Raw genomic sequence first — 24,799 nt, forward strand, 5'->3', positions numbered from 1 at the left:
AGTCGCTCCGCCGGATTTAAATTAAGGCGAAGCGACTGACGACCGAAAGACTTCATTAATTGCAATACTCACTGATTACCTTATACGCCGGGGTGTAGCCCAGTTCGCCGGCTTTGCTGAGGTCGAGGCAGCCGTTGTTTTCGTCGCCGAGGCTGTGTTTGATCAGGCCGCGGACGTAGTAAGCTTCGGCATAGCGCGGGTTGATCTGAATGGCGCTGTTGCAGTCGAGAATCGCTCCTTTCTGGTCGCCCTGCTGGGACTTGATGAGGCTCCGGGTAAAATAAGCTTCCGCGTAGGACGGGTTCAGTTCGATGGCCCGGTTCAGGTCCACCAGGGCCCCTTTCACTTCGTTCACTTTGGTGCGGCTCACCGCCCGGCTGAAGTACGCCTCGGCGCGGTCGGTCGATAAGGCATTGATCTTGTTCCGCTCCTGCACCACTTCCCGCAGCTGGTCCAGCGTTGCCCGGGTCATTTTCCCGGCGTAGACGACCTTGGCTTCCGCGTTGGTGTTGTTGGTTTCAATCGCCAGATTCAGGTCCTGAATAGCGCCCCGCTGGTCGCCGAGTTTGCCTTTGCAGAAACCCCGGCCGTAATAAGCCCGGTAGTTGCTGCCGTCGAGCGCAATGGCCCGGTCGTAGTCGGCCAGGGCGCTTTTATAATCTTCCAGTTTGCTTTTGGCAAAGGCCCGGTTGAAGTGCGATTCGGCATCTTCGGCGTTCAGTTCAATGGCTTTGGTCAGATCGTCGATGGCCTTCCGGTAATCGCCAAGCTGCACCAGCGACACGCCGCGACCGGCGAAGGCCTGCGCCCGCTTCGGATTCAGTTCGATCACTTTCCCGAAATCGGCCAGACTACCGGTGTAATCGGCCAGTTTCTGCTTCGTAATTCCCCGGGCGTACAGGGCGGCCACGTTGGACGGGTCCAGTTCGATGGTTTTGCTGAAATCCTGAAGGGCGCCCCGGTTCTGATCGATCTTGGCACGGCTGATCCCCCGGTTGTAGAACGCCTGCGCGTCGTTGGGGGCCAGTTCGATGGCCCGGCTGAAATCCAGCAGCGCCGCGCGGTAATCGTCCTGCTTGCTTTTGCTCATGCCGCGGCTCAGATAGGCCAGGGCATCCTGCGGATTCAGTTCGATGGCCCGGTCATAGTCTAGAATGGCGCCCCGGTGGTCTTTGAGGTTCGCTTTGGCCAGCCCCCGGTTGTAATAGCTGACGGCGTTTTCCGGATTCAGGTTGATGGCCATGCTGAAGGATTGCAGGGCTCCGGCAAAATCGCCCGCCTTGCTTTTGGTAAGGCCCGACTCGAAGAATTCGGCGGCGTTCTGCTGGGCAAAAGCGGCGGAGCCTCCCGCCAGCAGACTGAGTATCAGTGCTGAGGATAGAATATGGTTTCTCATACGAGACGGTAGGTAGACAGAATCACTTTAGGCGGCTAAAGTTAACCGTTCCGCTCAGGCAGGGCAACAAGTTGCCTATATTAATTTATTCATGCAAACCTTATGGCAGAATAACACACTCCAGACAGGACAATTTGACAGCTAATTTTACCAAAAGAAGAATAAACAGACAAAATGTCCGCAAAAACGGCCTGGTACACAAATTGAATAAAGGGTATCCGAATTTAATTCTGAAACTTAACAAAGTAACATACCATGGCAACGCTTGTAAAATACAACCGCCTTCCCTCTCTGTTTGATCGTCTGTACACCATGCCGACAGTGCCGCAGACCCGTACCACGGCCCCGGCCGTCAACATCCGCGAGGACGAAAAGGCGTACCACCTGGAAGTAGCGGCTCCGGGTTATAAAAAAGAAGAATTCTCCATCAACGTGCTGCTGAACCGTCTGACCATCAGCGCCCGTCAGGAAGAGAAAAAAGAAGAGGCCAGCGGGACGTTCACCCGGCGCGAGTTCGGCTTCAGTTCCTTCGAAAGGAGCTTCCAGCTGCCGAAGCACGTCAACAGCGACGAAATTCAGGCCACTTACACCGACGGCATCCTGACCGTTACGGTTCCCAAAGTGGAAGTGAAGCAGCCCGAAGCGAAGCAAATCGCGATTGCGTAATATCTAATGATTGAATGAGCGGTCCGCCGCCGCGGTGATTGGCTGATTGGCTTTGCAGAGTTAAAATTTGCGAAGCTATTTAGTCAATCACCGCGGCGGCGGACCGCTCATTCAATCATTTATTTTTTCAAAAAACTCCCCGAGCTTGCGCTCATCCAGTTTTCCTTCCGACCGGACGCCGCTACAGATGTCGAGGCCGTAGGGCTGCACGTGGTCCAGCGCCTGTCTGACATTACCGGCGTTCAGGCCGCCCGCCAGAAAAACCGGGACCTTCGCCTGCTCCACAATCCGTCGGCTCAATTTCCAGTCGTGCACGCGGCCCGTTCCGCCCAGTTCCTTCACGGCCAGCTTCGGGTTGCCGGAGTCCAGCAGCAGCGCATCCACTTCTTCGGCGGCTTCCAGAGCCTCATCCACGCTCACGTCATCGAGCACATGGATCACCTGCACCAGTTTAATGTCCGGCAATGCCGCCCGCAAGGTCCGGTAACTTCCTTTGGGCAGGGCATCCACCAGTTGAATGGTGTTGGTATGGACCCGCCGCTGGTGCTCGATGGTCGCCTCGACCGTTGGCTCGCTGGTCAGCAGAAACGTCGCCACCGGCGGCGGCACCGTCCGGGCAATGGTCCGGATCAGTTCATCACCGATCACGCCGGGCCCGCTCGGCATCCTTCCGACCAGCCCCAGCGCCGATGCGCCCGCAGACACCGCCATCCGGGCTTCTTCCACGCTGCTGATGCAGCAGATTTTAACGCGTATCATTGGATTATTTTTACGTACTAAAGTCAGTCTCCCCCGCCTTTTGTCCCGCTTTCCGGGAGTCCATTTGCAAATAAAATTCTTTTGCTGCGAACCGAACGCTAAAATATCCGAGTTAATCCAATAATCAGTGTAATCCCGGTTTAAGATGAGTGACACGTACGCGGCGCTTCGTTATCCCGAATTTCGATATTTTGTCTCCAACAGCTTTTTACTTACGGCTACCCTGCTGATTCAGGAAGTGATTGTCGGCTATCAGCTTTACCTGATGACCAACGACCCGCTGGCGCTGGGCTTTGTCGGGCTGGCCGAAGCGCTGCCGTTCATCCTGCTTTCGCTCTACGGCGGCCACCTCGCCGACCGCCGCGACAAACGGACCATTCTCCAGGTCAGTCTGCTGGTCATTCTGGCCGGTTCGGTCATTCTGTACCTTGTTTTTCAGCCTTCGGTGGTCGTTCACCTTTCCCGAACGGTGCAGCTGGCGACCATCTACGGCGTGCTGATGCTCATCGGGACGGCCAAAGGGTTCTATTCTCCGGCCAGTTCGTCGCTGAAGCCGTTTCTGGTTCCGCGCGAACTGTACGGCAATTCGTCGACCTGGAGCAGTTCGTTCTGGCAGGCCGGGGCCATTGTCGGGCCGGGCATTGCGGGTTTTTTCTACCAGTGGTTCGGCTTCGACAATACGCTGCTGATCGTCATCGGGCTGTTTCTGATCTGCTTTTTCCTGCTTTCGATGATCAAGCGCAAGCCCGCTCCGCCGACCACCGGCCCGCAGGCCGGCATCTGGGAAAGTCTGCGCGAAGGCTTCCGCTTTGTCTTCAAAACCAAAATACTGCTGTACTCCATTTCGGTGGATCTGGTTGCGGTGCTGTTCGGCGGCGTCATTACCATCCTGCCCGTTTTTGCCGAAGACATTCTGAAAGTAGGTGCCGACGGACTGGGTCTGCTCAGGGCTTCGCCATCCGTCGGGGCCATCCTGACGATGCTCGTCATGGCCCGTTACCCGCCCACCTACCATGCCTGGCGAAATCTGATTATTGCCATTGCCGGCTTCGGCGTTTTCACGCTGATCTTCGCCCTTTCGACCAACTTCGCGCTGTCGCTGCTTGCCCTGTTTATGACCGGCGTTTTCGACAGCGTCAGCGTGGTGATCCGGCAGACGATCCTTCAGCTTTTCCCGCCCGACCACATGCGGGGGCGCGTAGCGGCCGTCAACGGCATTTTTGTCAGTTCTTCCAACGAAATCGGCGGCTTTGAATCCGGCGTAGCGGCTCGGCTGCTGGGAACGGTGCCGTCCGTCGTGATGGGCGGGGTTCTGACCCTGCTGGTGGCCGCTTTTGTCTACGTCCGGACGAAAGACCTGATGTCTGTCAAACTCACCTGAGCCTGAAAAGTCTGGTAAAGGCCGCTGGGTTTGTGACTAAAAACGGGGAACCGGGTCTCAAGGAGCACATCTGTCCTACCCGGGACCCTGTTCTATTGAAATCTATGTACCGGACCATTTTACGCTTATTTTTCCGGACGGCCTTTTTGCTGGCCGTCACGACTACGTTATCCTTTGGGCAGGAAACGCTGGAAGACAATAAAGTCTGCCTCGATCCGATCGTCGGCCGGGGCGTTGTGATTGATCACGAACATACCTTCAAATTCGACCTGAACGGAGCCGACCTGACCGACGGGGACCTGACCGATTACGGCATTCTGACCCTGGAGGATGGAGCGGCCCTGTCCATTGAAGATTCGCTTCATTATTACCCGGCGGGCAGCGAGGCCGGTTTTGTGGTCAGTCCCATCGGCGGACCGATTTCGTGGGACGTCCGCTGGTCTTTCGAAGTAAAAACGTACCGCAACGGCGAAATTCTGGAAGCCGGCTCCCCGGTGACCGTGCGACCGCTGGCGCTGGGTTCCGACAAATACATTCTTAGCTTCAAAACGACCCGGGACTTCGACCTCGTCAAGATTTACTACGGCGGCGGGGTCATCGAAGGGCTGGTCAAACTGAAGGTCTACTACGCCTTCGAATGCCCGCCAGCCTGCCTGGAAACCTGCGAAAACCCGGCGCTGGACACCGACCGCGACGGTTATGCCGACTGTTATGACAAATGCCCGACCGGCAGCGACGCCCAGGATGCCGACGGCGACGGAACGCCCGACGCCTGTGACCCGACCAACGACTGCTGCCCCGCCACCGTCTGCGTGCCTGTCACCATCCGGCGGGTCCGCTGAGGGGAGCGGTATAAAGGCCGACGGCGGAACTTTTTGAATTATTCCTTACTTTGGCCGAAAATCCATCACATACCTGCATGAATCGTTTACCCCTGCTGCTGATTGCCCTCCTTGCCGGTGCGCTGGCAATGACGCCCCCGAAAAAAGAAAAGAAGCTGGTTAAAGTCTGGGAAACCGATACCACCCTGCGTGTCCCGGAGTCGGCGCTGTATAACCCGAAGGACGGCTTTATTTACGTAGCCAACATCGACGGCAAACCGGACGGACTCGACGGGTCCGGGTTTATTTCCCGCGTGACGACCGAAGGTAAAATTGAGAACCTGAAATGGGTGGTCGGGCTGAATGCGCCGAAAGGCATGGGCATCCACAAAAACCGCCTGTTTGTCACGGACGTATTCCGGCTGGTAGCCATCGACCTGGCCACCGGGCAGGCCATCAAACACTGGGACGGCGTGGGAGAAAAGCCTTTTCTGAACGACGTGACGGTGGACAAGGACGGGGTTGTCTATGTTTCCGACAACCGCAACAACAAGATTTATCGCCTTCAGGACGATAAATGGGAAGTCTGGATGGAAGGCGACGCGCTCAACAACCCGAACGGCCTGCTGTCGATGGGCAAAACGCTGATGGTCGGCAGCACCAAAATCGGGGCGCTGCGGGCGCTGAACACCGAAACCAAAACGATGCAGACCATCGCCGACGGCATGGCCGCAACGGACGGCATTGTGCCCGACGGCAAGAAGAATTTCTTCGTTTCCGACTGGAACGGGCAGGTTTTCTTCGTCGGACAGGATGGTCAGAAACAGCAATTACTCGACACCCGGCCGGACAAAATCCACGCGGCTGACATCGATTATATTCCCGGCAAAAAGCTGGTCCTCGTTCCTACTTTTTACAAAAATACGCTGACGGCGTACCGGGTCGATTGAGGTTCAGCAAAAATATGTTACAAAAAAACTTCATTTAAGAACTTTTTAATCACTAGATTCGTATTGTAAACATAACACCCTAAGTCTGCTGTTACTCAGTAGCTTTGGGAAAGAGTTAAGTACAAGTTACGGTGGGTACTGAAAGCTCCGACTCCATGAGGCGGAGCTTTTTTTGTGCCTTTCTGGCGCAGAAGCAGTAATTTCGGAACATTCGCCCGCAGAACTGTATGCAGAAAAAATTTACCCTTTTTTACTTTCTTGAAGTCATTTCGCAGCCTTAACTGAGTACACCGAATGCGCCTTATTCGCTGTATTGCCGGACTGCTGCTGCTGGCCGCGTTACCGGCATTGAGTCAATCCCTGTCCCAGACGGTGCGCGGCCGGGTCACCGACAAAGCGACCCGGCTCGGGCTGCCGGGGGCTACCGTGCAGGTTGCTGGGCTGCCGGGCGGAACGACCGCCAACGCCCAGGGCTATTTCCGCCTGCCCGACATTCCCGTAGGCCGTCATTCCCTCCGCATCACGTTTGTCGGCTACCGCCCGGTGGTGCTCAACAACCTCATCCTCGATTCGGCCAAGGAACTGGTCGTGCAGGCCGAACTGGAGGAAAGTGTGGTGCAGGCCGCCGAAGTGGTCGTCAAAGCCCATGCCGGCAAGGACAGGCCGCTGAACGAGCTGGCGGGCGTCAGCGCCCGGATGTTTACGGTGGAGGAAACGAGCCGGTACGCCGGGGCGTTTATGGACCCCGCCCGGCTGGCGACCAATTTTGCGGGCGTACTCAGCCCGCGCAACGACCGCAACGATGTCGTTGTCCGCGGCAACTCGCCCCTTGGGGTGTTGTGGCGGCTCGAAGGCGTCGATATTCCCAATCCTACCCATTTCGCTTTTCTGGGAGCTTCGGGCGGCATCAGCATGCTCAACACCAATACCCTCGCCAACTCCGACTTTCTGACGGGCGCTTTTCCGGCCGAATACGGCAACCGCACGGCCGCCGTCTTTGACCTCAACCTCCGCAACGGCAACAGCGCCCGAACCGAATACACCGGGCAGCTTGGCATCAGCGGGCTCGAACTTGGCCTTGAAGGCCCCATACAGGCCGGAAAACACAGTTCGTTTCTCCTCAACGCGCGCAGTTTCTCGCTGAAAGCCTTGCAGGGCGTCGGCATTGATTTGGCCGTAGACAGCGGGCTGCCGACCTTTCAGGACGCTACGTTCAAGATTCATCTGCCCTCCGAAAAATGGGGTACGCTGGTCCTTTTCGGACTCGGCGGCCGGGGACGCTACCGGGACGAAAGTGCCTCCGGAAACAGCTCGCACCTGCGCTCGGGCATGGGCGTCGGCGGGCTGGTCCACACGCATCATTTTTCAAACAAGACGTATGGCAAGCTGGCGCTTTCGGTTTCCGGGGCGTTCAGCGACGAGAATGACTTCAACCGCATGGGCCAGCTCCGGCGGGTGCTCGAAACGACCAACGGGCAATGGCAGTTGCGTTATGAAGCTGTTCACCGGCCCGGCAGCCGCAACCTGCTGAAAACGGGTTTGGTCTGGAACGGCATCGGCTTCCGCTTTCTGGAGCAGAACCGGCAGAACAACGCGCTCCAGACCCGGTCGCAGGACGACAGCCGGACGGACCTCTGGCAGGCGTTCGGGCACTGGCAGCACCGGTTCAGCGACCGTTTTTCGATCAACAACGGCCTTTACTATCAGTTTTTCGGGCTGAACAGGACCCAGCGGCTGGAGCCGAGAAGCTCCCTGCAATGGCAGGTGTCCGCCAGCCACCGGCTCTCGGCGGGCTTCGGCCTGCACAGCCAGACGCAGCCGCTGGCGCACTACACCCGCCAGTACACGTACGCCAGCCAGCCGCCCCGACAGAACAACCGCCACCTCGGGCCTACCCGCAGCCGCCATTTCGTTCTGGCCCACGACTGGGCGTTTCTGCCCAACTGGCGGCTGAAGACCGAGCTTTACGACCAGGCGCTTTCAGCCGTTCCGGTGTCGCGCCAGTCTCGATCCACGTTTTCGTCTCTCAATACCGGCTCGGTGGAGCAGGGCATTCTGGCCGTTCCGGATAGCCTTGTCAATGCCGGAACCGGCCGGAACCGGGGAGTAGAGCTGACGCTCGAAAAGTTTTTTTCGGGGAATTCGTACCTGCTGACGACGCTGTCGCTGTTTGAGTCCACCTACCGGGGTGCCGACGGGGTGCGGCGTCATACCGCGTTTGGCAACCAGTATGTCTTCAACGTGCTGGGGGGCTGTGAATGGCGCATTGGCCGCCAGAAGAACAGCGCTTTCCTGTTTGATCTGCGCTACTCAGCCACGGGCGGCAAGCCGTTTATTCCGGTTCATTTTGCCGCTTCGGTCCGGGCGGGTCGCGAGGTGCGCGATTCGGAGCGGGCTTACCTGTCCCGCCTTGCCCCGTTCGACCGGACGGATGTCAAGATTTCGTTCCGGGTAAATCGCCCGGCCGTTACGCACTATGTTTTTGCGGATATAACCAACCTGTTCAGCAAGCAGGTCGCCCTCAACGAGCGTTACGAAGCCTCCACCCGTCTGCTGACAAACGACTATTACGGATTCCGCCTGCTCCCCATCGCCGGCTACCGCATCACCTGGGGAAAACGAGGGAAACAGGTATGAGGTGGCTCCGCCGGGCAGCTGACTTTTGGGCGAAGCCACCTCATACCTCATACCTATCATCTCACGCCTCCTCTTCTCTGGTTATCACTTTCAGTTTTCCCGGCAGCATTTCGGCGGTGACCTGGCGGATGCGGCCGCGGTATTCGCCGTCGATCTGGAAATAGGCCCGTTTGCGGGTGGTGATGTCGAGGGAGCTGGCTTTCAGAATTTCGATCTTGGTCGGGTCGAACGGCCGGAAGCGCCAGAACATTTTCAGGAATTCGAAATAGGAGACTTCGCGCATGACGACCACTTCAAACTGACCGTCGGTGAGTTCTCCTTCGGGGTTGATGATGGCGCCCGTGCCGTACATGCGCGCGTTGGCCAGCACCACCATGACGGCTTCACGGTGCAGCACCCGTTCGTCGGTAATGAGCCGGACGTGCAGCGACCGGCGGTTCAGCAGCACCCGCAGGATACCCCGGGCGTAGCCCAGCTTGCCGCGCCAGTTGTTGTCTTTGTAGTACTTTACGAGCTGCGCATTGAGGCCAATGTCGCTCAGGTGCAGGCAAATGTCTTTTTTGTTGATCAGAATGACGTCCAGGGGCTGTATATGTCCGCTGGCGATGACCTCCAGGGCCTCTTCCAGTGCGGAGGGCAGACCCAGTTCCCGGGCCATTCCGTTGGCCGAGCCGGCGGGCAGGATTCCGAGCGGAATCTCCGGTTCGAGCAGCTGCTCGGCCACAAGCTTGATGGTTCCGTCTCCGCCAACGGCCACGACGCGGTCGGGCTTGAGCGATTCCACCGCTTTTCGTACCGATTCCTCGTCATTTTGACCATTCAGGACCAGGAAATCAGGTGAAAATGGTTTATTCCGAAAAAAATCCCTGATTTGTTCTTCCCAGTCGTCCTTGGCCCGGCCACCCGATACCGGATTGATGACAAACAGGAGTTTGAGCATCCCTTCGGGGGGCACCGATTGGTTATGGGGTATCGAACGTTGGGAGTGCATTGGTGCAATCTAGTGAATGTATGGGTCGAAAAACATCCTTAAGACGAAAAATCTGGAAAAGGCTCGGTATCGCAGACCGGCCCGTTGTCAAAGTTTACCGGGGGTACGGCAGCGAAAATCAGGTCCTGATTTACGGGCACGTGTTTAGACTGAGCCCGCTGCCGCGGCGCAAGTACCGCCAGACGGTGCTTTCCAACACCCTGGCGCTGCTCCGTTTATTTATGGTACGGCCGGTGGGCAATGTCACCGTCCGGCTGGAGGGGGATGCGGCGTCGCCTCAGACCATTACCGACCGCAACGGTTTTTTCCGGCTGGAATGGGTGCCCGAACAGCCGCTGCCGCCGGGCTGGCATCCCGTCCGGGTAAGCCTCATCACCACCTACACCAGCCGGAAGGAAACCTTCGCGACGGGAGAGGGCGAAGTCTTTATCCCTCACCGGACCCATCTGGGCTGCATTTCGGATATCGACGACACGTTTCTGGTCTCCCACTCGTCCAACCTCCGCAAGCGGCTGCACGTTCTGCTGACCGAAAACGCGCTGAGCCGCGATCCGTTCGAAGGCGTGGTGGAACATTACCAGCTGCTGGCGCAACTGGGCACGGACGCCGAGCATCCAAACCCGTTTTTCTACGTTTCCAGCAGCGAATGGAACCTCTACGATTACATCTGCGACTTTTCGCAGAAAAACAAAATGCCGAAAGGGGTGTATCTGCTGAGCGAACTCAAGCGGCTGCGGCAGGTCGCCCGGACCGGGCAGGGCAAACACATGACCAAGTTTTCCCGGATTGTGCGGATTCTGGAGGCTTATCCTTTGCTGAAGTTTATTCTGCTGGGCGACGATACGCAGGAGGACCCCGCGATTTATGCCTCCCTGGCGGAGCATTTTCCCGGGCAGATCATCTGCGTCTACCTTCGGCAGGTGGAGGAGAAAAACCGGGAGCAGACCTGGCAACAGGTCGAACAGATCAGGGCGGCGGGGGTTGACTGTTGTTATTTCAAAAACAGCGGCGAGGCCCGGGCGCACTCCCAAACGCTGCGGCTACCGGGGGCCGACTCTGTTCATAATCAGCCAGCAACCTGACAGTCATCATACAGCGCGGAGGGCCGGGGCGGTAATTTTGTTCTGTTCAAAACAAATCACCAAACACTCTAAAGTTATGGCAACCCTCTCGCCGTCAACGACATCGTATAACGAATCTGCTACCTTAACTGAAAAATACAACCAGTTTGCCGAAGCGGCCGAATTTAACCGCGTAGGCTGGACCGCAACGGCCATGATGATTCAGGGCTGTCTGCTGTCACCCGTCCTGCTGCTGACCATGATGTATTTTGGCGGTGGCGACTGGCAGTTTCTGACCGGGATGCTCACCTTCCTGCTGGTGATCGTGCCGATTCTGGGCGCCCAGAAAATGAAGTACGTCTTCGGCGGCTTCCTCATCAGCCTGGTTGTCAACCTGGCTATGATTGCCCTGAACGTGCTGAGTACGTTATAATTAACCAGAACTAACGATAAAAGCCCGGCCAGCGATGGTCCGGGCTTTGTTTTTTACGGCTTTCGGCAAACGAAACAGGGTCGCCGGTCAGGCCAGCAAGTTGGCCACTGCCTCGTCTACCCGCTGCCGCCCGAATCCGGCAGTCGCGGCCTCCATCTGGGCGATGATTTCCCCGGTCCCCAGGTTGCCGATGCTTCCCTCGTGGGTGTGGTTCAGCTGCCGCGGAGCCCGGTAGCTGCCTTCGTTGATTTCCTTGCCGACGATCCGGTACGCCTCCCGGAACGGGACACCCTGCAAGACCAGTTCGTTCACCCGTTCGACCGAAAAGAGCAGGTCATACCTGTCGTCGTCCAGCAGATTGGGTTTCACCTGGAGCTGTTCGAGCATAAACGCGCAGATGTTCAGGCAGTCGAGCAGCTCGTCGAAAGCGGGCATCAGCACTTCTTTCAGAATCTGCATGTCGCGGTGGTAGCCCGACGGCAGGTTGCTCAGCACCAGCGTCACTTCCATCGGCAGGGCTTTGAGGCGATTGGTTTTGGCCCGAAGCAGCTCGGCTACGTCCGGATTTTTCTTGTGCGGCATGATGCTGGAGCCGGTCGTCAGAGCGTCGGGAAGCGTCAGGAAGCCGAAATTTTGCGAATTATACAGGCAGATATCCATCGCCATCCGCGAGAGCGTGGCGGCAACGGTTGCCAGGGCCGAAAGGGCGGTTTGTTCGGTTTTGCCGCGGCTCATCTGCGCGTACACGACATTGACGTGCATGCCTTCGAAGCCCAGCAGTTCGGTAGTAAGGCGGCGGTTGAGCGGGAACGACGAGCCGTAGCCCGCCCCGGAGCCAAGCGGATTGCGGTTGGCCAGCCGGTAGGCGGTCTGCAGGGTCAGCATGTCGTCGGCCAGCGCCTCGGCATAGGCCCCAAACCACAGCCCGAACGACGAGGGCATGGCAATCTGGAGATGCGTGTAGCCCGGCAGCAGATCGTCTTTGTGCTGCTCCGAACGCTCCACCAGCCGGTCGAATACGCGGCGGGTTGCTTCGGCCACCGCCCAGAGCCGGTCGCGGGTGAAAAGCTTCAGGTCCACCAGCACCTGGTCGTTGCGGGAGCGGCCTGAGTGAATCTTTTTCCCGACATCCCCGAGTTTGCGCGTCAGCAGCAGTTCAACCTGCGAATGCACGTCCTCCACCCCGTCTTCGATCACAAACTGCCCCGCCCCAATCTGGGCATAAATGGCCCGCAGTTCGGCATTGAGCAAGTCCAGTTCGGCTTTACTGAGCAGGCCGATCGTTTCCAGCATCCGAGCATGGGCCAGGTTGCCCAGAACATCAAACGGCGCCAGATACAGGTCCATTTCACGGTCGCGCCCCACCGTAAACCGTTCAATATTTTCGGCCGTAACCGTGCCTTCTTTTTGCCAGAGCTTCAAAATGGAATGATTGAATGTTGAATGACCGAATGACTGAATGCCCGAATGACTGAACGGATTTGCTCATTCGGTCATTCGGTCATTCACTCATTCAGTCACTTTCTGCAAAGGTAGAACAATTACCGATTACACCTTCACCCGGACGGATTCGTTCAGCAGGCGAAAGTCCACTTTGCCGCCGGTGATTTTGAGGTGGTCCACGACGGCGAGGGCCCGGCTGATGCGGCGATCCATGCTTTTGACGCTGCCGATGAAGTACAGGAGCGTCCGCTGCTTGCCGGGCGTCAGGGCGTGAAAGAGGCGGTGGCCTTCGTCGTCCATCTGCAGCAGTTCGTGCATTTCTTCGGGCATGGGCAGGCCGTACTCGCTCTCGTCTTTTTTAAGGGTAAACTGCACCTCACTGCCAATAGCCAGGCCCAGCGAATCCCGAATCTTTTTGTTGACATTGATAAAAAAGCCACCCCCGCTCAGCGGCATCAGGGCGCATTGAAATTCGGCCCGGCCGTTGAGGGTGCAGACCACGCGGCGGTCGTTGCCGGAGATGAACGGCCCGGCGACGTCGGCCGGCACGACAAAATGAAAGCCCCAGAGCGGGGAGTCGAATTTCTGGATTCGGGAGGAAAAGACGGGCTGGGTTTGCATGTCTGGTAGCAGATTTCGGGAGTAGAAATGCAGAAAGTCTGCCAATATACTGGTTTTACGACACAGAAACCTCCCTGGACACACCCGTCCGCACCTGCCCACTGAGCCACCAGAATCCGGCCGCCGACAACGCACATATCCCGGCCGCCGCCACCCAGAGCGTCAGGAAGCCCGCCCGCTCCACAATCTGCGAACCGAGGGCCGGGGCCGCGATCTGGGCGATGGCGTAGGCCATCGAGTACACCGCCAGGTATTGCCCCCGGCTCCGCTCGTCGGAGCGCTCCACCGAGAAGGCCTGCATGAAAGGCATCGACATCATTTCGCCGAACGTATTGAGCAGCACCATCACCACGGCCACTCCCGGCCAGTTGCCCGTCAGCAGCAGCAGGTACGACAGGCCGATGGCCGCCACGCCGCCGCTGATCAGCCGGACCTTACCGGCCGGATACCGCCGCTCCACGGCGTACACAAACGCCATTTCGACGGCCACGATCAGCAGCCCGTTCATCGTCATCAGGAGGCCGATCTGGGTTTCCTTCAGCAGCAGCACCTGTTTGAAATACAGCGGCACCAGGCTGAACAACTGCATGAACACGACCGCGTTGAGCATGGTAAAGAAGGCAAAAGCCAGGTACAGCCCGTCGCGGTACGGCGAACGAATGGGCGGCACGTCTTCCGCCAATGGGTCCCGGGAAAGCACCGGAGCCGCCGGTTTGGGGAGATACAGGCGCAGCACGGCCGCCGCCGCCACACAGGTCAGCCCATCGACCCAGAACAGCAGGCTGTAATCGATGCCCGCCAGTAAGCCGCCCAGTCCGCCACCCACCGACCAGCCTAGGTTGATGGCCAGCCGGTTCATCGAATACGCCCGCGTGCGGTTTTCGGCCGTGCTGTAATGGGCCACCGCCGCCGAGTTGGCCGGCCGAAAGGCATCGCCGACCAGCGTGTAGACAAAAACCGTGGCGCAGATGACGTAGAAATCGTGCAGAAACTGAAGCCCGATGAGGAAGAACCCGGCCGTGAGCAGACTCAGAAACTGAACCGGATAGAAGCCCAGCCGGTCGGTGAGCCGCCCGCCGAGGAAGGTTCCGCAGAAAGCCCCGGCTCCGTAAACGGCCATAACAATGCCCGCGTCGGTCACGCTGAAATGCAGGTGCTGGGTGAGGTAAAGCGTCAGATAAGGCAGCACCATCGTGCCGCTGCGGTTGATGAGCATCACCCCCGCCAGCAGCCAGACAGAAGGCGACAGTCCCCGGAAGGCATTGCGATAGGTACGTAAAAAAGGGCCAATCATGCCGCAAAGGAAGGGAAAAGGCGGAAAGTTTAACGTTAAAGGGTGAAGGTTTATAGTTTATAGTTTAGGGTTTATAGTTGCTTCGCAAATTCTGTAGACCGGCGGAGCCACTATAAACTCTAAACCTTCAACTTTCAACCTTCAACCCTCTTCTTCCCCTTCACCCCGGCAGGTAGATCTGGAACGTGGCGCCTTGTCCGGGCTGGCTGTGGGCGGTGATCTGGCCGCCGTGGTTTTCGACTACTTTTTTGCAGATCGCCAGTCCGATCCCGGTTCCTTCGTACTGACTTTTGCCGTGCAGCCGCTGGAAAAGCTCGAAAATGCGCTCGATGTACTTCGCATCGAAGCCAATGCCGTTGTCTTTTACTTCAATGAGGTGCCACTGCCGGTTTTCGGTGGTCGGCTCGGGCAGTTCCGCGCTGGCCACTTTCCGGGAAGAAACCCGGACGTGGGGCGTTTGGCCGGGCTGCGTGAATTTGATGGCGTTGGTCAGCAGGTTCTGAAAAAGCTGCCGGAGCTGGGTGCGGTTGCCGGTCAGGACGGGCAGCGAACAGACGGTCACTTCGGCGCTGGTCTGCTGAAGGGTCGTTTCCAGATCGCCGAGCACTTCCCCGATCAGTTCCTGCAACGGCACCTGCTGCGACGGCTCCTGCCGCGTGGTGAGCCGGGAAAAGGACAGCAGATCCCGGACGAGGCTGTTCATCCGCTGGGCCGACTTGCGCATCCGGTTCAGAATATCGTACGCGCCGGGCGGCAGATGGGCGGCGTATTCCTGCTCCAGCACGTCGCTGAACGCCTGAATCTTGCGCAGCGGCTCCTGCAGGTCGTGGGAGGCCACGTAGGCAAACTGCTGAAGCGAATAATTGGACCGTTCGAGGTTGGTGTTGGCCTCCTGAAGTTCGCGCGTCCGCTCGGCCACGTGCTGCTCCAGTTCCTCGCCTTTGGCTTTCACTTCGGTGATGTCGAGTACCGTCCCGATAAAGCGGTGGGCGATAGGCGCGCCGTCTTCGTGCAGGGCCCGGCCTTTGGCTTTCACCCAGCGCAGTTTGTTGTCCACCAGACCAACCGTCCGGTATTCAATATCGTAAAGGCCGTCGCTACCGGGGCGCAGCACGGTTTGCACAATGTCGTCGGTGCGCTGGCGGTCTTCGGGATGAAGTCCGGCCAGAAAAAGATTATAATCGACCGGGGAGCCCGCCGGGAGGCCGAAAAGCTCCCGGCAGCGGTCCGACCAGGTGAGTTCTCCGGTCAGCGGATTCAAATCCCAGGTGCCCAGTTCGGCCGATTCGACGGCGAGCCGGAGGCGTTCTTCGCTTTCCTGCTGACGGGATTCGGCCAGTTTGCGGTCGTGAATATCAATTACGGTTCCGGCAAAGCCTTCGTACTGGCCTTCGGAATCAAATTTGGGCGAACCGGCATCCAGCATCCAGCGGTAATTGCCGAAGCGGTCCCGGAGGCGGTATTCGGAGCGAAACGTCTTCTGCGCGCTAATGGCCTCCTGGAAGATGTCGCCCGTTCGGCTCAGATCTTCCGGATGCACCGAATTAAGCCAGCCCCGTCCGACAGCTTCTTCTATCGACTGGCCGGTGTATTCATACCATTTCTCATTCAGATACACACAATACCCATCGGGATTTGTGATCCAGAGAATAACAGGTGCGTGATCGATAAACGTTTTGACATAAGCAGCATCCAGCGCAATTCCCTGTCGAATGTCTCGTTCACCGGCCTGTTTCTCACTCGATTGTAAATGCTTGCTTGACATTATTTTGTTGCTGGTACTGTCCGGTACGTCCGTACGTTTGTTGACGGCCCATTGCCTAATTTACCCTGATTACTTATTGAACCCTAAACAGTTGTCTCCTGTTTATACGTTCCTCTATTTTTTCGTTTAAACTTCTTTTCCGTTTTGCGTTTGAGCCCCTTTTTTGACGCTTTAGTGGCCCCGTACTGTCGTTTTTCCGGGAATTGTCCGGGCGGCACCAGACAAGGCCTTAACCTTCAAACTGCTCGTCGGTCAGAGCGCCAGAACCGGTTAACGCAACCCTGTGTACGTCGATCGGGCGGCGGTATTCGGTCGTTTCTTCCTCTCCTGTCTGCTGCCCCGGCTCCCTGCATCAAAAACCCGGTTACCCGTTCAACCCGACCTCTGCCGATGACTTTCGGCGGGCAGGCTTTCCCGGTCCTGGGCTTTTAGCGCTTTATACTTAGTACTTTAAGTGAGTGCTAAATTAGCCATTACATGAAATAAGTAACCTATTGGCATGGAATTATTTACAAAGCAGGCGTTTTTCAATTTTTTAAAAATAGGCTTATGAGATGCAGCGTCTGTTATCGTTCTTTGTCTTAGAAGTAATTTTACTTACCCATTGTTAATTTTTTAACCTATGTGCAAACATCTCTATCAGAACGTACGACCAGCGGGGTGGTTACTCGCCCTCAGTCTGTTCCTGCTCCTGGCCGGACAAGCCTGGGCGCAAGGCCAGCGCTACAGCGTTCGCGGCCGCGTCACCGACCCCTCCGGGCAGGGACTTCCGGGTGTAACGGTCCTGCTGCGCGGCACCCAGCTGGGCACGGCAACGAATGCCGACGGCGGCTATACCCTCACCGCTACCACGGCCCCGGGCTCCTACACACTGGCCTTTTCTTCCATCGGCTATGCCGGGCAGGAGAAAGCCATAACGCTTGGCAACCAGGAGACCCTTTCCGTTGACGCCACACTTTCGGAAGAAAACCAGACCCTCGATGAAGTGGTCGTAGCCGCGGCCACATTGTCAGGACCGCGCCGTCAGTTCGGTAACGCCATCAATACCATCAAAGGCCAGGAACTGACTCAGGCGGGCACCGGCGGGTTGATCAATGCCCTGCAGGGCAAGGTGCCGGGTGCGCAGATCACCCAGAACTCCGGCGACCCGGCGGGCGGCATCAGCGTCCGGTTGCGGGGCGTCAAATCGCTTTCGGGTTCGTCGGACCCGCTGTATGTCATCGACGGAGTGATTGTCAGCAACGCCAGCGACAACGTTTCGCAGCTGGCCGTAGGCAACCAGATCGGCGGAGCCAATGCGGGCCAGAACCGCCTCGCTGACCTCAACCCGAACGACATCGCCACCATCAACGTCGTCAACGGCGCGGCGGCAGCGGCGCAGTACGGGTCGCGGGCGGCCAACGGCGTGGTGCTCATCACGACCAAACGCGGACAAACGGGCGCCCCCCGAATTTCGTTTACGACCAGCTTCAACGTCAACGAACTGCGCAAATCCGTACCGCTGGGAACGCTCAACAAGCAGTTTGGCTTTGCCGGTCTGCGGCTGCACCCCATCGGTGCCATATCGGCCGCGCAGATTGCCGCCAACCCCGGCACCACCACGACGGGCATTGTCCGGGATGGCGTCACCTCGCAGTTAGCCACCAACCTAGTGGACGTAACCCGGTACAACTACTTTGACGAAATCTTCCGGACGGGCCTTGGTACGGACAATTCCCTGGCGGTTTCGGGCGGCACCAACAACACGACGTATTTCGTTTCCTTTGGCTACCTCAAAAATCAGGGCATCATCAAAGACACGGATTTCACGCGCTACAACTTCCGGGCGCGGCTGGACCAGCGGCTGAATAACTGGGCCAAAGTGTCGGCAGGTCTGAGCTACTCGAATAGCTTCTCGAACGAAAAGGCCAACGGCAACGTGTTCTACAGCCCGATCAACTCGGTCAACATCACCAACAACATCTGGAACATCACGCAACGCGATGCCGCCGGTAACCTGCAGGCCGTAGAGCCCACCCGGGTAAACCCGCTGTCGACCATCGAAGACATGAAGTTTACGCAGTCGGTCAACCGGACCATCAGCGATCTGCAACTGAATCTGACGCCGTTCAAAGGCTTCAGCTTCGACTGGATTCTGGGCGTGGATACCTACAGCCAGCTGGGCAAGAACTACATCCGGCCTTATCCCTATCAGGCAACGGCCGGTCTGCCGCTGGAACGGTATCCGTTCGGCTACGCGGCGACGGCCACCAACCAGGTTTTCCTGCTGAACTCCGACATCACGGCGGGCTACGAGCGCAACCTGACCAACGACCTGAAGATGAACCTGATCGCGGGTTTCAACTACCAGTTCAGCCAGCAGGATTTCAACCGGAACGAAGGGCAGAACCTCGCGCCGTTCATCGAAACGGTCAGCGGAGCGGCCAACACCACCTACGCGCTGGGTTACGGCCTCGACCGCTTCAACCTGAGCGGTTATTTTGGTCAGGCCACGTTCTCGTTCCGCAATTACGCGTTTGTGACGGCGGCCCTGCGCCGCGACGCCTCGTCGAAGTTCTCGCCTTCCGAAACCAACCAGCTGTATCCCAAATTCAGCGGTTCGTTCGTCCTGTCGGACCTGGATTTCTGGAAGCAGTCGGGCATCAACCGGTTCTGGAACGACGTAAAACTGCGCGCCAGCTACGGCGAATCGGGTAACCTGTCGGGGATTGGTTCGTACAGCCGCTTCTGGCAGTTCCAGCCGATTGCGTTCCTGGGCCGCAACACAATCATTCCGTCGTCGACGCTGGCGAACCCCGCCGTGCGGCCCGAGCGGATGGCCGAACTGGAAGGCGGCGTGGACCTGTCGTTCCTCAACAACCGCCTCAGCCTGAGCGCCACGGCCTACAACCAGCAGATTACAGACCTCGTCGTCAACCGGACAACGGCTCCGTCGAGCGGCGGTACGGGCATTATCACCAACGTAGGCAGCATGGAAAACCGGGGAGTCGAACTGATGCTCGACGCAACGCCGGTCAAAACGAAGGATTTTTCCTGGAACGTGACGCTGATCTTCAACCGCAACCGCAACAAAATCCTGAAGCTGGGCAGCCCGCGGATCGAAATCTCGACCGTATCGGGTGCTCCGGTGTTCCTGCTGGAAGGCGAACCGGCTTCTGTGTTCTACGAATTCCCGTATGCCCGCAACCCGGACGGCTCGCTGCTGCTGACGCCGCAGGGCCTGCCGCAGCGCGAGCGGGGTACGCAGGTGGGCAACTCCTACGAAATTCGTCCCGAAAACCGGGCAAATGGGCAGCCGGCCGGGGCTTTCGTCCGGAGCATCATCGGCGACCCGAATCCGAAATGGACCGGCTCGTTTGCCTCTAACCTGAGTTACAAAAAGCTGTCGTTCCGCTTCCTGCTCGACGCCGTGCAGGGCAATCAGGTGTTCAACGCCGACAAGCGGACGCGCGAAAACGTGGGTATCGGCCGACTGGCGGAAGCCGAAATGCGGGGCGACCTGCCCCGGGGCTATATCTTCGCCATTGGCCCGATCGGTGAGTTCCGGGTAGACGACGGCTCGTTTGTGAAGCTGCGCGAAGTGGGACTGAGCTACCAGCTGCCGCGTTTTGTGAAAGGCCTCAACAACCTGAACATTTCCCTGATTGGCCGCAACCTGATCTCATGGGATAATTACAACGGCTTCGATCCGGAAACCAACTCCGGCGGCAACGCTGACCTCGTGCGGGGCGTCGATTTCGGTAACGTCCCCATCCCGCGTACGTACCAGGTGCAGTTGACGGCAAGCTTCTAAAACAGGATTTGATCATGAAAAAATACATTGTTCCGATTTTACTGACTTCCCTGTTGCTGACGCAGAACGCCTGCAACCAGGAATATCTGAACCCGAGTGCCGCCAGCGAACAGCAGGTCGTTAACTCGCCCGACGGGCTGGTGACACTGGTGAACGGGCTGCAATACCGCTACACCTTCGGGCGGACGGGTGTTATTTACAATGCCGTGGCCGCCAGTGGCCTGGCAACGCGGGAACTGCGCGTTCTGAACGCCGGTAATACCGACGAGCTCTTTCTGGAACAGGGCTTTGCCAGTGTGCAGGGCAGCAATGTCGTGGTGCGTAACCTCTGGACCAGCGCCCAGCTTACCCGCGCCACGGCCGACATCGTGCTGGCCAACGCCGACCGGGTGATTACCGATCCGGGTCTGAAAAGCGGCGTGGTGGCCTACGCGGCTATCTTCCGGGCACTCTCGCTGGGTACGCTGGCCCAGTTTTTCGAGCAGGCCCCGATCACATCGGGCACCAACGCGGCCTTTGTTCCGCGGGCGCAATTGCTGGCGGCGGCCATTCAGCAACTGGAAGCGGCCGCGACGCTGGTAGCGGCCACCCCGCCTTCCGCCGCCTTCACGGCGCGGGTGCCGGCCGGTATCGACATTCCGAACACGATTCAGGCCCTGATTGCCCGGTATGCCCTCTTTGCGGGTGATAACGACAAGGCGATTGCCGCCGCCGGACGGGTCAATCTGGCCGTGCGTTCGTCGTTCGCCTTTGACGACAATACCCGGAACCCGGTATTCGAGACGGCGTTCAGCAACGTGAACGTCTTTGCCCCGACCAACGCCAGTCTGGGTCTGGCGGGTGCTCTGATACCGGACCCCGCCGACCGGCGTCTGGCGTTCTACCTGCGCAGCAACGCCACGGCCCAGCAGAACCTGGGCACGGGCTTTTACACGGCCAACAACGCCGCCGTTCCGGTTTATCTGCCCGGCGAAATGCTGCTGATCCGCGCGGAAGCCTACGCCCGCAAAAACGACCTGGCCAACGCCGTGACCGAACTGAACCGCGTGCTGACCAAAACGCCCGCTCAGGATGCCTGGGGCGTGGGGGCTGGTCTGGCGGCCTATAGCGGCCCGGTGACCCAGCAGGCGGTTTTGCAGGAAATCTTCCGGCAGCGGCAGATCGAACTGGCCTATCAGGGTTTCCGGCTGGAAGACAGCCGCCGATTCGGACGGCCCGGCCCGGATACGACGCCCCAGGCCAATGCCGAGCGGACGCGGAATTTTCTGCCGTATCCGTTTACGGAGCGTGACAACAACACGTCTACCCCGCCTACCGATCCGAGCTAAGGCGTCGCTAACCGGATAAGCAAAAGGGCCCACCGATATTCGGCTGGGCCCTTTTGCTTATTTCCGCCGTGCGTCCGGATCGTCATTCGCCCCGATGAAAATCTTTTTGTCCGTGATCCGTTCCCGGTGTTCTTCCAGAAACTGCTTGAACAGCCGGATTTCTTCCAGCTGTTTATCAATGGGATGGGTGAGCGGGTAGCTTTCGACGTAGACCTCCCGAAAATCGGTAATCAGGTACTCCATCAGCCGGATGCCGCGTTTTTTGAGGGCGTGGAGGTACAGGTTCTGGTGGTTGTGCACGTAGCGGCCGGGGCGGTACGAAGCCGTCGTCTTGATGTCTACAGCCTTGAATTTGCCGATCAGATCGACATAGCCGTAAAACAGCACGTCGTCGATCTGGTACTGGCAGTAAACCTGCGTTTCGACAATCGGGCGGGGCAGGTATTTGCGGAATTTTTCGAGAATATCGTTCTGGAAGCGCTCCTCTCCTTCGCCTTTCACCACCGCTTCTTCAAAGGTCGTTCCCCGCTCCTGCGCTTCGGTCGTCGGGACGGGCACGCGGTTGATGGTGTCGATGAGTTGCTGCACGGAGATATTTGCGCCGCCAAGGTAGCGGGAAAAGGTGTTCAGCAGGGTCGGGTAAAAGCGGTAGCGGATCATGGATGAATGAATAATGCATAATGAACAATGAATATGGGCGAGTGGTTATTCCTCGTTCATTATTCATTCCTCATCAATTCTTCACCACCATCACTACTCCGACGATCATCAGGATAACGCCCAGAATCCGCCAGCCATTGGCCGGGTGAACGGCAAAGCCCAGCAGCCCGTAGTGGTCGTAGAGAACCGCCGCCAGCAACTGTCCGGCAATGCTCAGGCTAAGCAGACTCGCCGCCCCGATGCGCGGCACGGTCAGGATAACCGTGGTCACGTAAAAGGCGCCGAGCAGACCGCCGATCCACTTGTACCAGCTGATCTGCCGGATCACTTCCAGCGGCGGAGCCGGTTGGCCGATGACCAGCTGAATCCCGATCAGGGTCAGGAAACCAATGCCAAACGAGCACACGGCCGCCAGAATGGGATTGGCCAGCCCCTGCCGCAACTGCGAGTTCACCCCCGACTGCGTACTGTTGGCAATGCCGGTGAGAAAGGCGAGGAAGTAGTAGAGCATATTGGAGTTAAGAGTTATGAGTTAAGAATTAAAAGTTTTGAGCGGTCCCCACAGTCAACCAACTCATAACTCTTAATTCTTAACTCATAATTGATTTAGGGTACATACGTCTCCAGCAGCGTCATTTCTCCGTCCGGAATCAGCGAAACCTGCTTGAGGGCGGCGGGGATGAGAGCGGTTTCACCCATTTTGAGCGTGGTCTGGTAGCTGTCGGCCTGAATCGTGACGCCGCCGTCCACGCAGATCAGAATCACGAAGGAATCGATATGGGCGAAATCGTGCATCACCTCCTGATCGAAGTGCAGGACGTTGGTCGTAAAATACGGACAGGCCACGGCGTTGACGCTCTGGTTCAGTTTCCGCTCGTACGGCGTTTTGTACTCGTCGTGGAACGTGTAGTCGATGGCATCGACGGCCAGTTCGGTATGCAGTTCGCGCTTCTGGCCCTTGTCGTCCGTCCGGTCGAAGTCGTAAATCCGGTACGTGAGGTCGGACGTTTGCTGGATTTCGGCCAGCAGACAGCCTTTCCCGATGTAATGAACCCGTCCGGCAGGCAGGAAAAACACGTCGCCGGGCTGCACCGCCTCCATATTCAGAATCTCGCCGAGCGTGTTGTTTTCGACAGCCTTCAGGTATTCGTCTTTGGTGACGGGGCGATTGAAGCCGGAGTTGAGCTTCGCGCCTTCGTCGGCCTGGAGGATGTACCACATTTCGGTTTTTCCAAAGCCGTTATGCCGTTCCTGAGCCAGTTCGTCGTTCGGGTGAACCTGAATCGAGAGGTCGTCGGCCGCATCCAGAAATTTGATCAGCAGCGGAAACTGGTCGCCGAACTGCTCGTAGACGTGCTGGCCGACCAGATCGCCTTTGTATTCGCGCAGCAGGTCTTCCAGCGAACGCCCCGCCAGCGCCCCTTCCTTCACGATGGAGACGTTGCCTTCGACGCCGGAGATTTCCCAGGTTTCACCGCAGTTGGGCAGGGGCGAAAAATCCTTGCCCAGGATGTTTTTCATTTTCTGACCACCCCAGATCTTATCCTTGAAGATGGTGTTGAACGTGAGAGGATATAGCATAGTATCCACGGACTTCAGCCCGTGACTGTTTGATTGTATTATCGACGACGGCACACTACACCGGCTTAGCCCTGTATTTTCCCGGGCTAAAGCCCAATTCTGCCTTACAGAACCTGTTCCAGCATCCGGATATATAACTCGATTCCCTGCTCGATTTCCTGCAGGTAAATGTATTCGTCGGCCGTATGCGACCGCTCCGAATGACCGGGACCGCACTTGAGCGAGGGGCAGTTCAGCAGGGCCTGGTCGGAGGTGGTGGGCGAGCCGTACGTCTGGCGACCCAGAGACAGCCCGGCCTGCACAATCGGGTGGTCCTCCGGAATGCTCGACGGCTTCAGCCGGATCGAGCGGGGCGTCACCTCCGACTGAACATGGGCGCGGATGATCTCCACAATTTCCTCCAGCGAATACTGCTCCGTAGCGCGGACATCCACCGTGAACGTGCAGGCATCCGGCACCACATTGTGCTGCGAACCCGCATTGATCACCGTGACGGACATCTTGATCGGCCCGAGCGTCGGCGACACCTTCGGGAACTGGTAGCTGGTCAGCCACTCAATGTCCCGGATGGCTTTGTAAATGGCGTTTTCGCCCTCGTTCCGGGCGGCGTGCCCGGCTTTTCCGTGCGCGGTGCAATCCAGCACGAGCAGCCCTTTTTCGGCAATCGCCAGATGCATCTGGGTCGGCTCCCCGACGATGGCGAAACTGATCGGCGGCAGCTCGGGCAGGATCAGTTCCAGCCCGTCGCGGCCCGAAATTTCCTCTTCGGCGGTGGCGGCCATGACGATGTTGTAGGCCATGCCCGGCTTGTCGTAAAAATGGCAGAAGGTCGCCATCAGCGACACCAGGCAGCCGCCCGCGTCGTTGCTGCCCAGCCCGAAGAGTTTGCCGTCGCGTTCGAGCGGGTGAAACGGATTCAGCGTCCACTTCGGATTCGGCTTCACCGTGTCGTGGTGCGAGTTCAGCAGCAGCGTCGGCTTGGCCGGGTCGAAATAGCGGTTATGCGTCCAGATGTTGTTTTTCGTCCGACGAAACGGAATGTTGCGCTCTCTGAAAAAGTCTTCGATCAGCAGGGCCGTTTTATCCTCTTCCCGACTGAACGAGGGCGTCGCAATCAGCCGTTTGAGCAGGTAAATGGCTGATTCGGAAAGTGTCTCCAAGGAATAAGCCGTTAATTGTGAAACCATGTCAAGTTACAGTGTACGTCAGCGGAGCGTAA

20 protein-coding genes are annotated in these 24,799 nt (G+C 58.1%); 9 read left to right on the plus strand and 11 right to left on the minus strand.

The window, feature by feature from the left end; genetic code table 11:
* Window positions 1-55: 55 nt before the first annotated feature.
* Window positions 56-1,396, minus strand: a complete 1,341-nt coding sequence (locus tag ORG26_RS07810) for a tetratricopeptide repeat protein (protein WP_266368223.1) — start codon at window positions 1,394-1,396, stop codon at window positions 56-58.
* 255 nt (window positions 1,397-1,651) lie between these two features.
* Between ORG26_RS07810 and ORG26_RS07815 the strand changes: the two genes are divergently transcribed.
* Window positions 1,652-2,062 carry an Hsp20/alpha crystallin family protein gene (locus ORG26_RS07815; RefSeq protein WP_266368224.1) on the plus strand — a complete coding sequence of 137 codons (411 nt, stop codon included), beginning with the start codon at window positions 1,652-1,654 and terminating at the stop codon, window positions 2,060-2,062.
* Window positions 2,063-2,173: 111 nt separating this feature from the next.
* Here the strand turns inward: ORG26_RS07815 and ORG26_RS07820 are convergent, their stop codons facing one another.
* On the minus strand, window positions 2,174-2,821 hold the full coding sequence (locus tag ORG26_RS07820; protein ID WP_266368226.1) for a phosphoribosylanthranilate isomerase: 648 nt from the start codon (window positions 2,819-2,821) through the stop codon (window positions 2,174-2,176).
* 145 nt (window positions 2,822-2,966) lie between these two features.
* On the opposite strand from ORG26_RS07820, the gene ORG26_RS07825 reads away from it, so the two are divergent.
* The 4 genes from ORG26_RS07825 to ORG26_RS07840 all read left to right on the plus strand — a co-directional run bounded on the left by ORG26_RS07825 (window position 2,967) and on the right by ORG26_RS07840 (window position 8,610).
* Complete coding sequence (locus ORG26_RS07825) at window positions 2,967-4,202, plus strand: MFS transporter (RefSeq protein ID WP_266368228.1); 1,236 nt, start codon at window positions 2,967-2,969, stop codon at window positions 4,200-4,202.
* A gap of 104 nt (window positions 4,203-4,306) precedes the next feature.
* Complete coding sequence (locus ORG26_RS07830; RefSeq protein WP_266368230.1) at window positions 4,307-5,044, plus strand: hypothetical protein; 738 nt, start codon at window positions 4,307-4,309, stop codon at window positions 5,042-5,044.
* Window positions 5,045-5,121: 77 nt separating this feature from the next.
* The gene (locus ORG26_RS07835; protein WP_266368231.1) at window positions 5,122-5,973 is read left to right on the plus strand and encodes an SMP-30/gluconolactonase/LRE family protein; all 852 of its coding nucleotides are present in this window, start codon (window positions 5,122-5,124) and stop codon (window positions 5,971-5,973) included.
* Between the two features lie 294 nt (window positions 5,974-6,267).
* Complete coding sequence (locus ORG26_RS07840; protein ID WP_266368233.1) at window positions 6,268-8,610, plus strand: TonB-dependent receptor; 2,343 nt, start codon at window positions 6,268-6,270, stop codon at window positions 8,608-8,610.
* A gap of 61 nt (window positions 8,611-8,671) precedes the next feature.
* Here the strand turns inward: ORG26_RS07840 and ORG26_RS07845 are convergent, their stop codons facing one another.
* On the minus strand, window positions 8,672-9,601 hold the full coding sequence (locus tag ORG26_RS07845; RefSeq protein WP_266368235.1) for a diacylglycerol/lipid kinase family protein: 930 nt from the start codon (window positions 9,599-9,601) through the stop codon (window positions 8,672-8,674).
* 20 nt (window positions 9,602-9,621) lie between these two features.
* Between ORG26_RS07845 and ORG26_RS07850 the strand changes: the two genes are divergently transcribed.
* Together ORG26_RS07850 and ORG26_RS07855 are read left to right on the plus strand one after the other, a co-directional pair.
* On the plus strand, window positions 9,622-10,683 hold the full coding sequence (locus tag ORG26_RS07850) for an App1 family protein (protein WP_266368237.1): 1,062 nt from the start codon (window positions 9,622-9,624) through the stop codon (window positions 10,681-10,683).
* A 76-nt stretch (window positions 10,684-10,759) separates the two neighbouring features.
* Window positions 10,760-11,095, plus strand: a complete 336-nt coding sequence (locus ORG26_RS07855; protein WP_266368239.1) for a hypothetical protein — start codon at window positions 10,760-10,762, stop codon at window positions 11,093-11,095.
* An 87-nt stretch (window positions 11,096-11,182) separates the two neighbouring features.
* Here ORG26_RS07855 and argH read toward each other — a convergent pair whose 3' ends face one another.
* From argH to ORG26_RS07875, 4 genes are all read right to left on the minus strand, one after another.
* Window positions 11,183-12,517 (minus strand): argininosuccinate lyase, encoded by a 1,335-nt coding sequence (gene argH, locus ORG26_RS07860; RefSeq protein ID WP_266368240.1) that lies wholly within the window; start codon window positions 12,515-12,517, stop codon window positions 11,183-11,185.
* Between the two features lie 126 nt (window positions 12,518-12,643).
* A complete protein-coding gene (locus tag ORG26_RS07865; RefSeq protein WP_266368241.1) occupies window positions 12,644-13,159 on the minus strand; it encodes a YdeI/OmpD-associated family protein in 516 nt (171 codons plus the stop codon).
* A gap of 55 nt (window positions 13,160-13,214) precedes the next feature.
* The gene (locus ORG26_RS07870) at window positions 13,215-14,453 is read right to left on the minus strand and encodes an MFS transporter (RefSeq protein ID WP_266368243.1); all 1,239 of its coding nucleotides are present in this window, start codon (window positions 14,451-14,453) and stop codon (window positions 13,215-13,217) included.
* Window positions 14,454-14,613: 160 nt separating this feature from the next.
* On the minus strand, window positions 14,614-16,218 hold the full coding sequence (locus tag ORG26_RS07875) for a PAS domain-containing protein (RefSeq protein WP_266368244.1): 1,605 nt from the start codon (window positions 16,216-16,218) through the stop codon (window positions 14,614-14,616).
* Window positions 16,219-16,840: 622 nt separating this feature from the next.
* On the opposite strand from ORG26_RS07875, the gene ORG26_RS07880 reads away from it, so the two are divergent.
* Both ORG26_RS07880 and ORG26_RS07885 read left to right on the plus strand, forming a co-directional pair.
* A complete protein-coding gene (locus ORG26_RS07880) occupies window positions 16,841-20,011 on the plus strand; it encodes a SusC/RagA family TonB-linked outer membrane protein (protein ID WP_266368245.1) in 3,171 nt (1,056 codons plus the stop codon).
* 14 nt (window positions 20,012-20,025) lie between these two features.
* The gene (locus ORG26_RS07885; RefSeq protein ID WP_266368247.1) at window positions 20,026-21,339 is read left to right on the plus strand and encodes a RagB/SusD family nutrient uptake outer membrane protein; all 1,314 of its coding nucleotides are present in this window, start codon (window positions 20,026-20,028) and stop codon (window positions 21,337-21,339) included.
* A 57-nt stretch (window positions 21,340-21,396) separates the two neighbouring features.
* On the opposite strand, the gene ORG26_RS07890 is transcribed toward ORG26_RS07885, so the two are convergent.
* From ORG26_RS07890 to ORG26_RS07905, 4 genes are all read right to left on the minus strand, one after another.
* Window positions 21,397-21,999 (minus strand): PD-(D/E)XK nuclease family protein, encoded by a 603-nt coding sequence (locus ORG26_RS07890; protein ID WP_266368249.1) that lies wholly within the window; start codon window positions 21,997-21,999, stop codon window positions 21,397-21,399.
* Window positions 22,000-22,072: 73 nt separating this feature from the next.
* A complete protein-coding gene (locus ORG26_RS07895; RefSeq protein ID WP_266368251.1) occupies window positions 22,073-22,510 on the minus strand; it encodes a DMT family transporter in 438 nt (145 codons plus the stop codon).
* A gap of 95 nt (window positions 22,511-22,605) precedes the next feature.
* On the minus strand, window positions 22,606-23,580 hold the full coding sequence (locus ORG26_RS07900) for a type I phosphomannose isomerase catalytic subunit (RefSeq protein ID WP_266368252.1): 975 nt from the start codon (window positions 23,578-23,580) through the stop codon (window positions 22,606-22,608).
* 104 nt (window positions 23,581-23,684) lie between these two features.
* A complete protein-coding gene (locus ORG26_RS07905; protein WP_266368254.1) occupies window positions 23,685-24,767 on the minus strand; it encodes a M20 family metallo-hydrolase in 1,083 nt (360 codons plus the stop codon).
* Between the last annotated feature and the right edge of the window lie 32 nt (window positions 24,768-24,799).

Origin of the sequence: Tellurirhabdus rosea, assembly GCF_026278345.1 — a bacterium.
Taxonomy (GTDB): Bacteria; Bacteroidota; Bacteroidia; order Cytophagales; family Spirosomataceae; genus Tellurirhabdus; species Tellurirhabdus rosea.

Excerpts from the sequence above, each read along its gene's own strand:
- ORG26_RS07810 (WP_266368223.1), bottom strand. The coding sequence starts at position 1,396 with ATGAGAAACCATATTCTATCCTCAGCACTGATACTCAGTCTGCTGGCG.
- ORG26_RS07815 (WP_266368224.1), top strand. The coding sequence starts at position 1,652 with ATGGCAACGCTTGTAAAATACAACCGCCTTCCCTCTCTGTTTGATCGT.
- ORG26_RS07820 (WP_266368226.1), bottom strand. The coding sequence starts at position 2,821 with ATGATACGCGTTAAAATCTGCTGCATCAGCAGCGTGGAAGAAGCCCGG.
- ORG26_RS07825 (WP_266368228.1), top strand. The coding sequence starts at position 2,967 with ATGAGTGACACGTACGCGGCGCTTCGTTATCCCGAATTTCGATATTTT.
- ORG26_RS07830 (WP_266368230.1), top strand. The coding sequence starts at position 4,307 with ATGTACCGGACCATTTTACGCTTATTTTTCCGGACGGCCTTTTTGCTG.
- ORG26_RS07835 (WP_266368231.1), top strand. The coding sequence starts at position 5,122 with ATGAATCGTTTACCCCTGCTGCTGATTGCCCTCCTTGCCGGTGCGCTG.
- ORG26_RS07840 (WP_266368233.1), top strand. The coding sequence starts at position 6,268 with ATGCGCCTTATTCGCTGTATTGCCGGACTGCTGCTGCTGGCCGCGTTA.
- ORG26_RS07845 (WP_266368235.1), bottom strand. The coding sequence starts at position 9,601 with ATGCACTCCCAACGTTCGATACCCCATAACCAATCGGTGCCCCCCGAA.
- ORG26_RS07850 (WP_266368237.1), top strand. The coding sequence starts at position 9,622 with ATGGGTCGAAAAACATCCTTAAGACGAAAAATCTGGAAAAGGCTCGGT.
- ORG26_RS07855 (WP_266368239.1), top strand. The coding sequence starts at position 10,760 with ATGGCAACCCTCTCGCCGTCAACGACATCGTATAACGAATCTGCTACC.
- ORG26_RS07865 (WP_266368241.1), bottom strand. The coding sequence starts at position 13,159 with ATGCAAACCCAGCCCGTCTTTTCCTCCCGAATCCAGAAATTCGACTCC.
- ORG26_RS07870 (WP_266368243.1), bottom strand. The coding sequence starts at position 14,453 with ATGATTGGCCCTTTTTTACGTACCTATCGCAATGCCTTCCGGGGACTG.
- ORG26_RS07875 (WP_266368244.1), bottom strand. The coding sequence starts at position 16,218 with ATGTCAAGCAAGCATTTACAATCGAGTGAGAAACAGGCCGGTGAACGA.
- ORG26_RS07880 (WP_266368245.1), top strand. The coding sequence starts at position 16,841 with ATGTGCAAACATCTCTATCAGAACGTACGACCAGCGGGGTGGTTACTC.
- ORG26_RS07885 (WP_266368247.1), top strand. The coding sequence starts at position 20,026 with ATGAAAAAATACATTGTTCCGATTTTACTGACTTCCCTGTTGCTGACG.
- ORG26_RS07890 (WP_266368249.1), bottom strand. The coding sequence starts at position 21,999 with ATGATCCGCTACCGCTTTTACCCGACCCTGCTGAACACCTTTTCCCGC.
- ORG26_RS07895 (WP_266368251.1), bottom strand. The coding sequence starts at position 22,510 with ATGCTCTACTACTTCCTCGCCTTTCTCACCGGCATTGCCAACAGTACG.
- ORG26_RS07900 (WP_266368252.1), bottom strand. The coding sequence starts at position 23,580 with ATGCTATATCCTCTCACGTTCAACACCATCTTCAAGGATAAGATCTGG.
- ORG26_RS07905 (WP_266368254.1), bottom strand. The coding sequence starts at position 24,767 with ATGGTTTCACAATTAACGGCTTATTCCTTGGAGACACTTTCCGAATCA.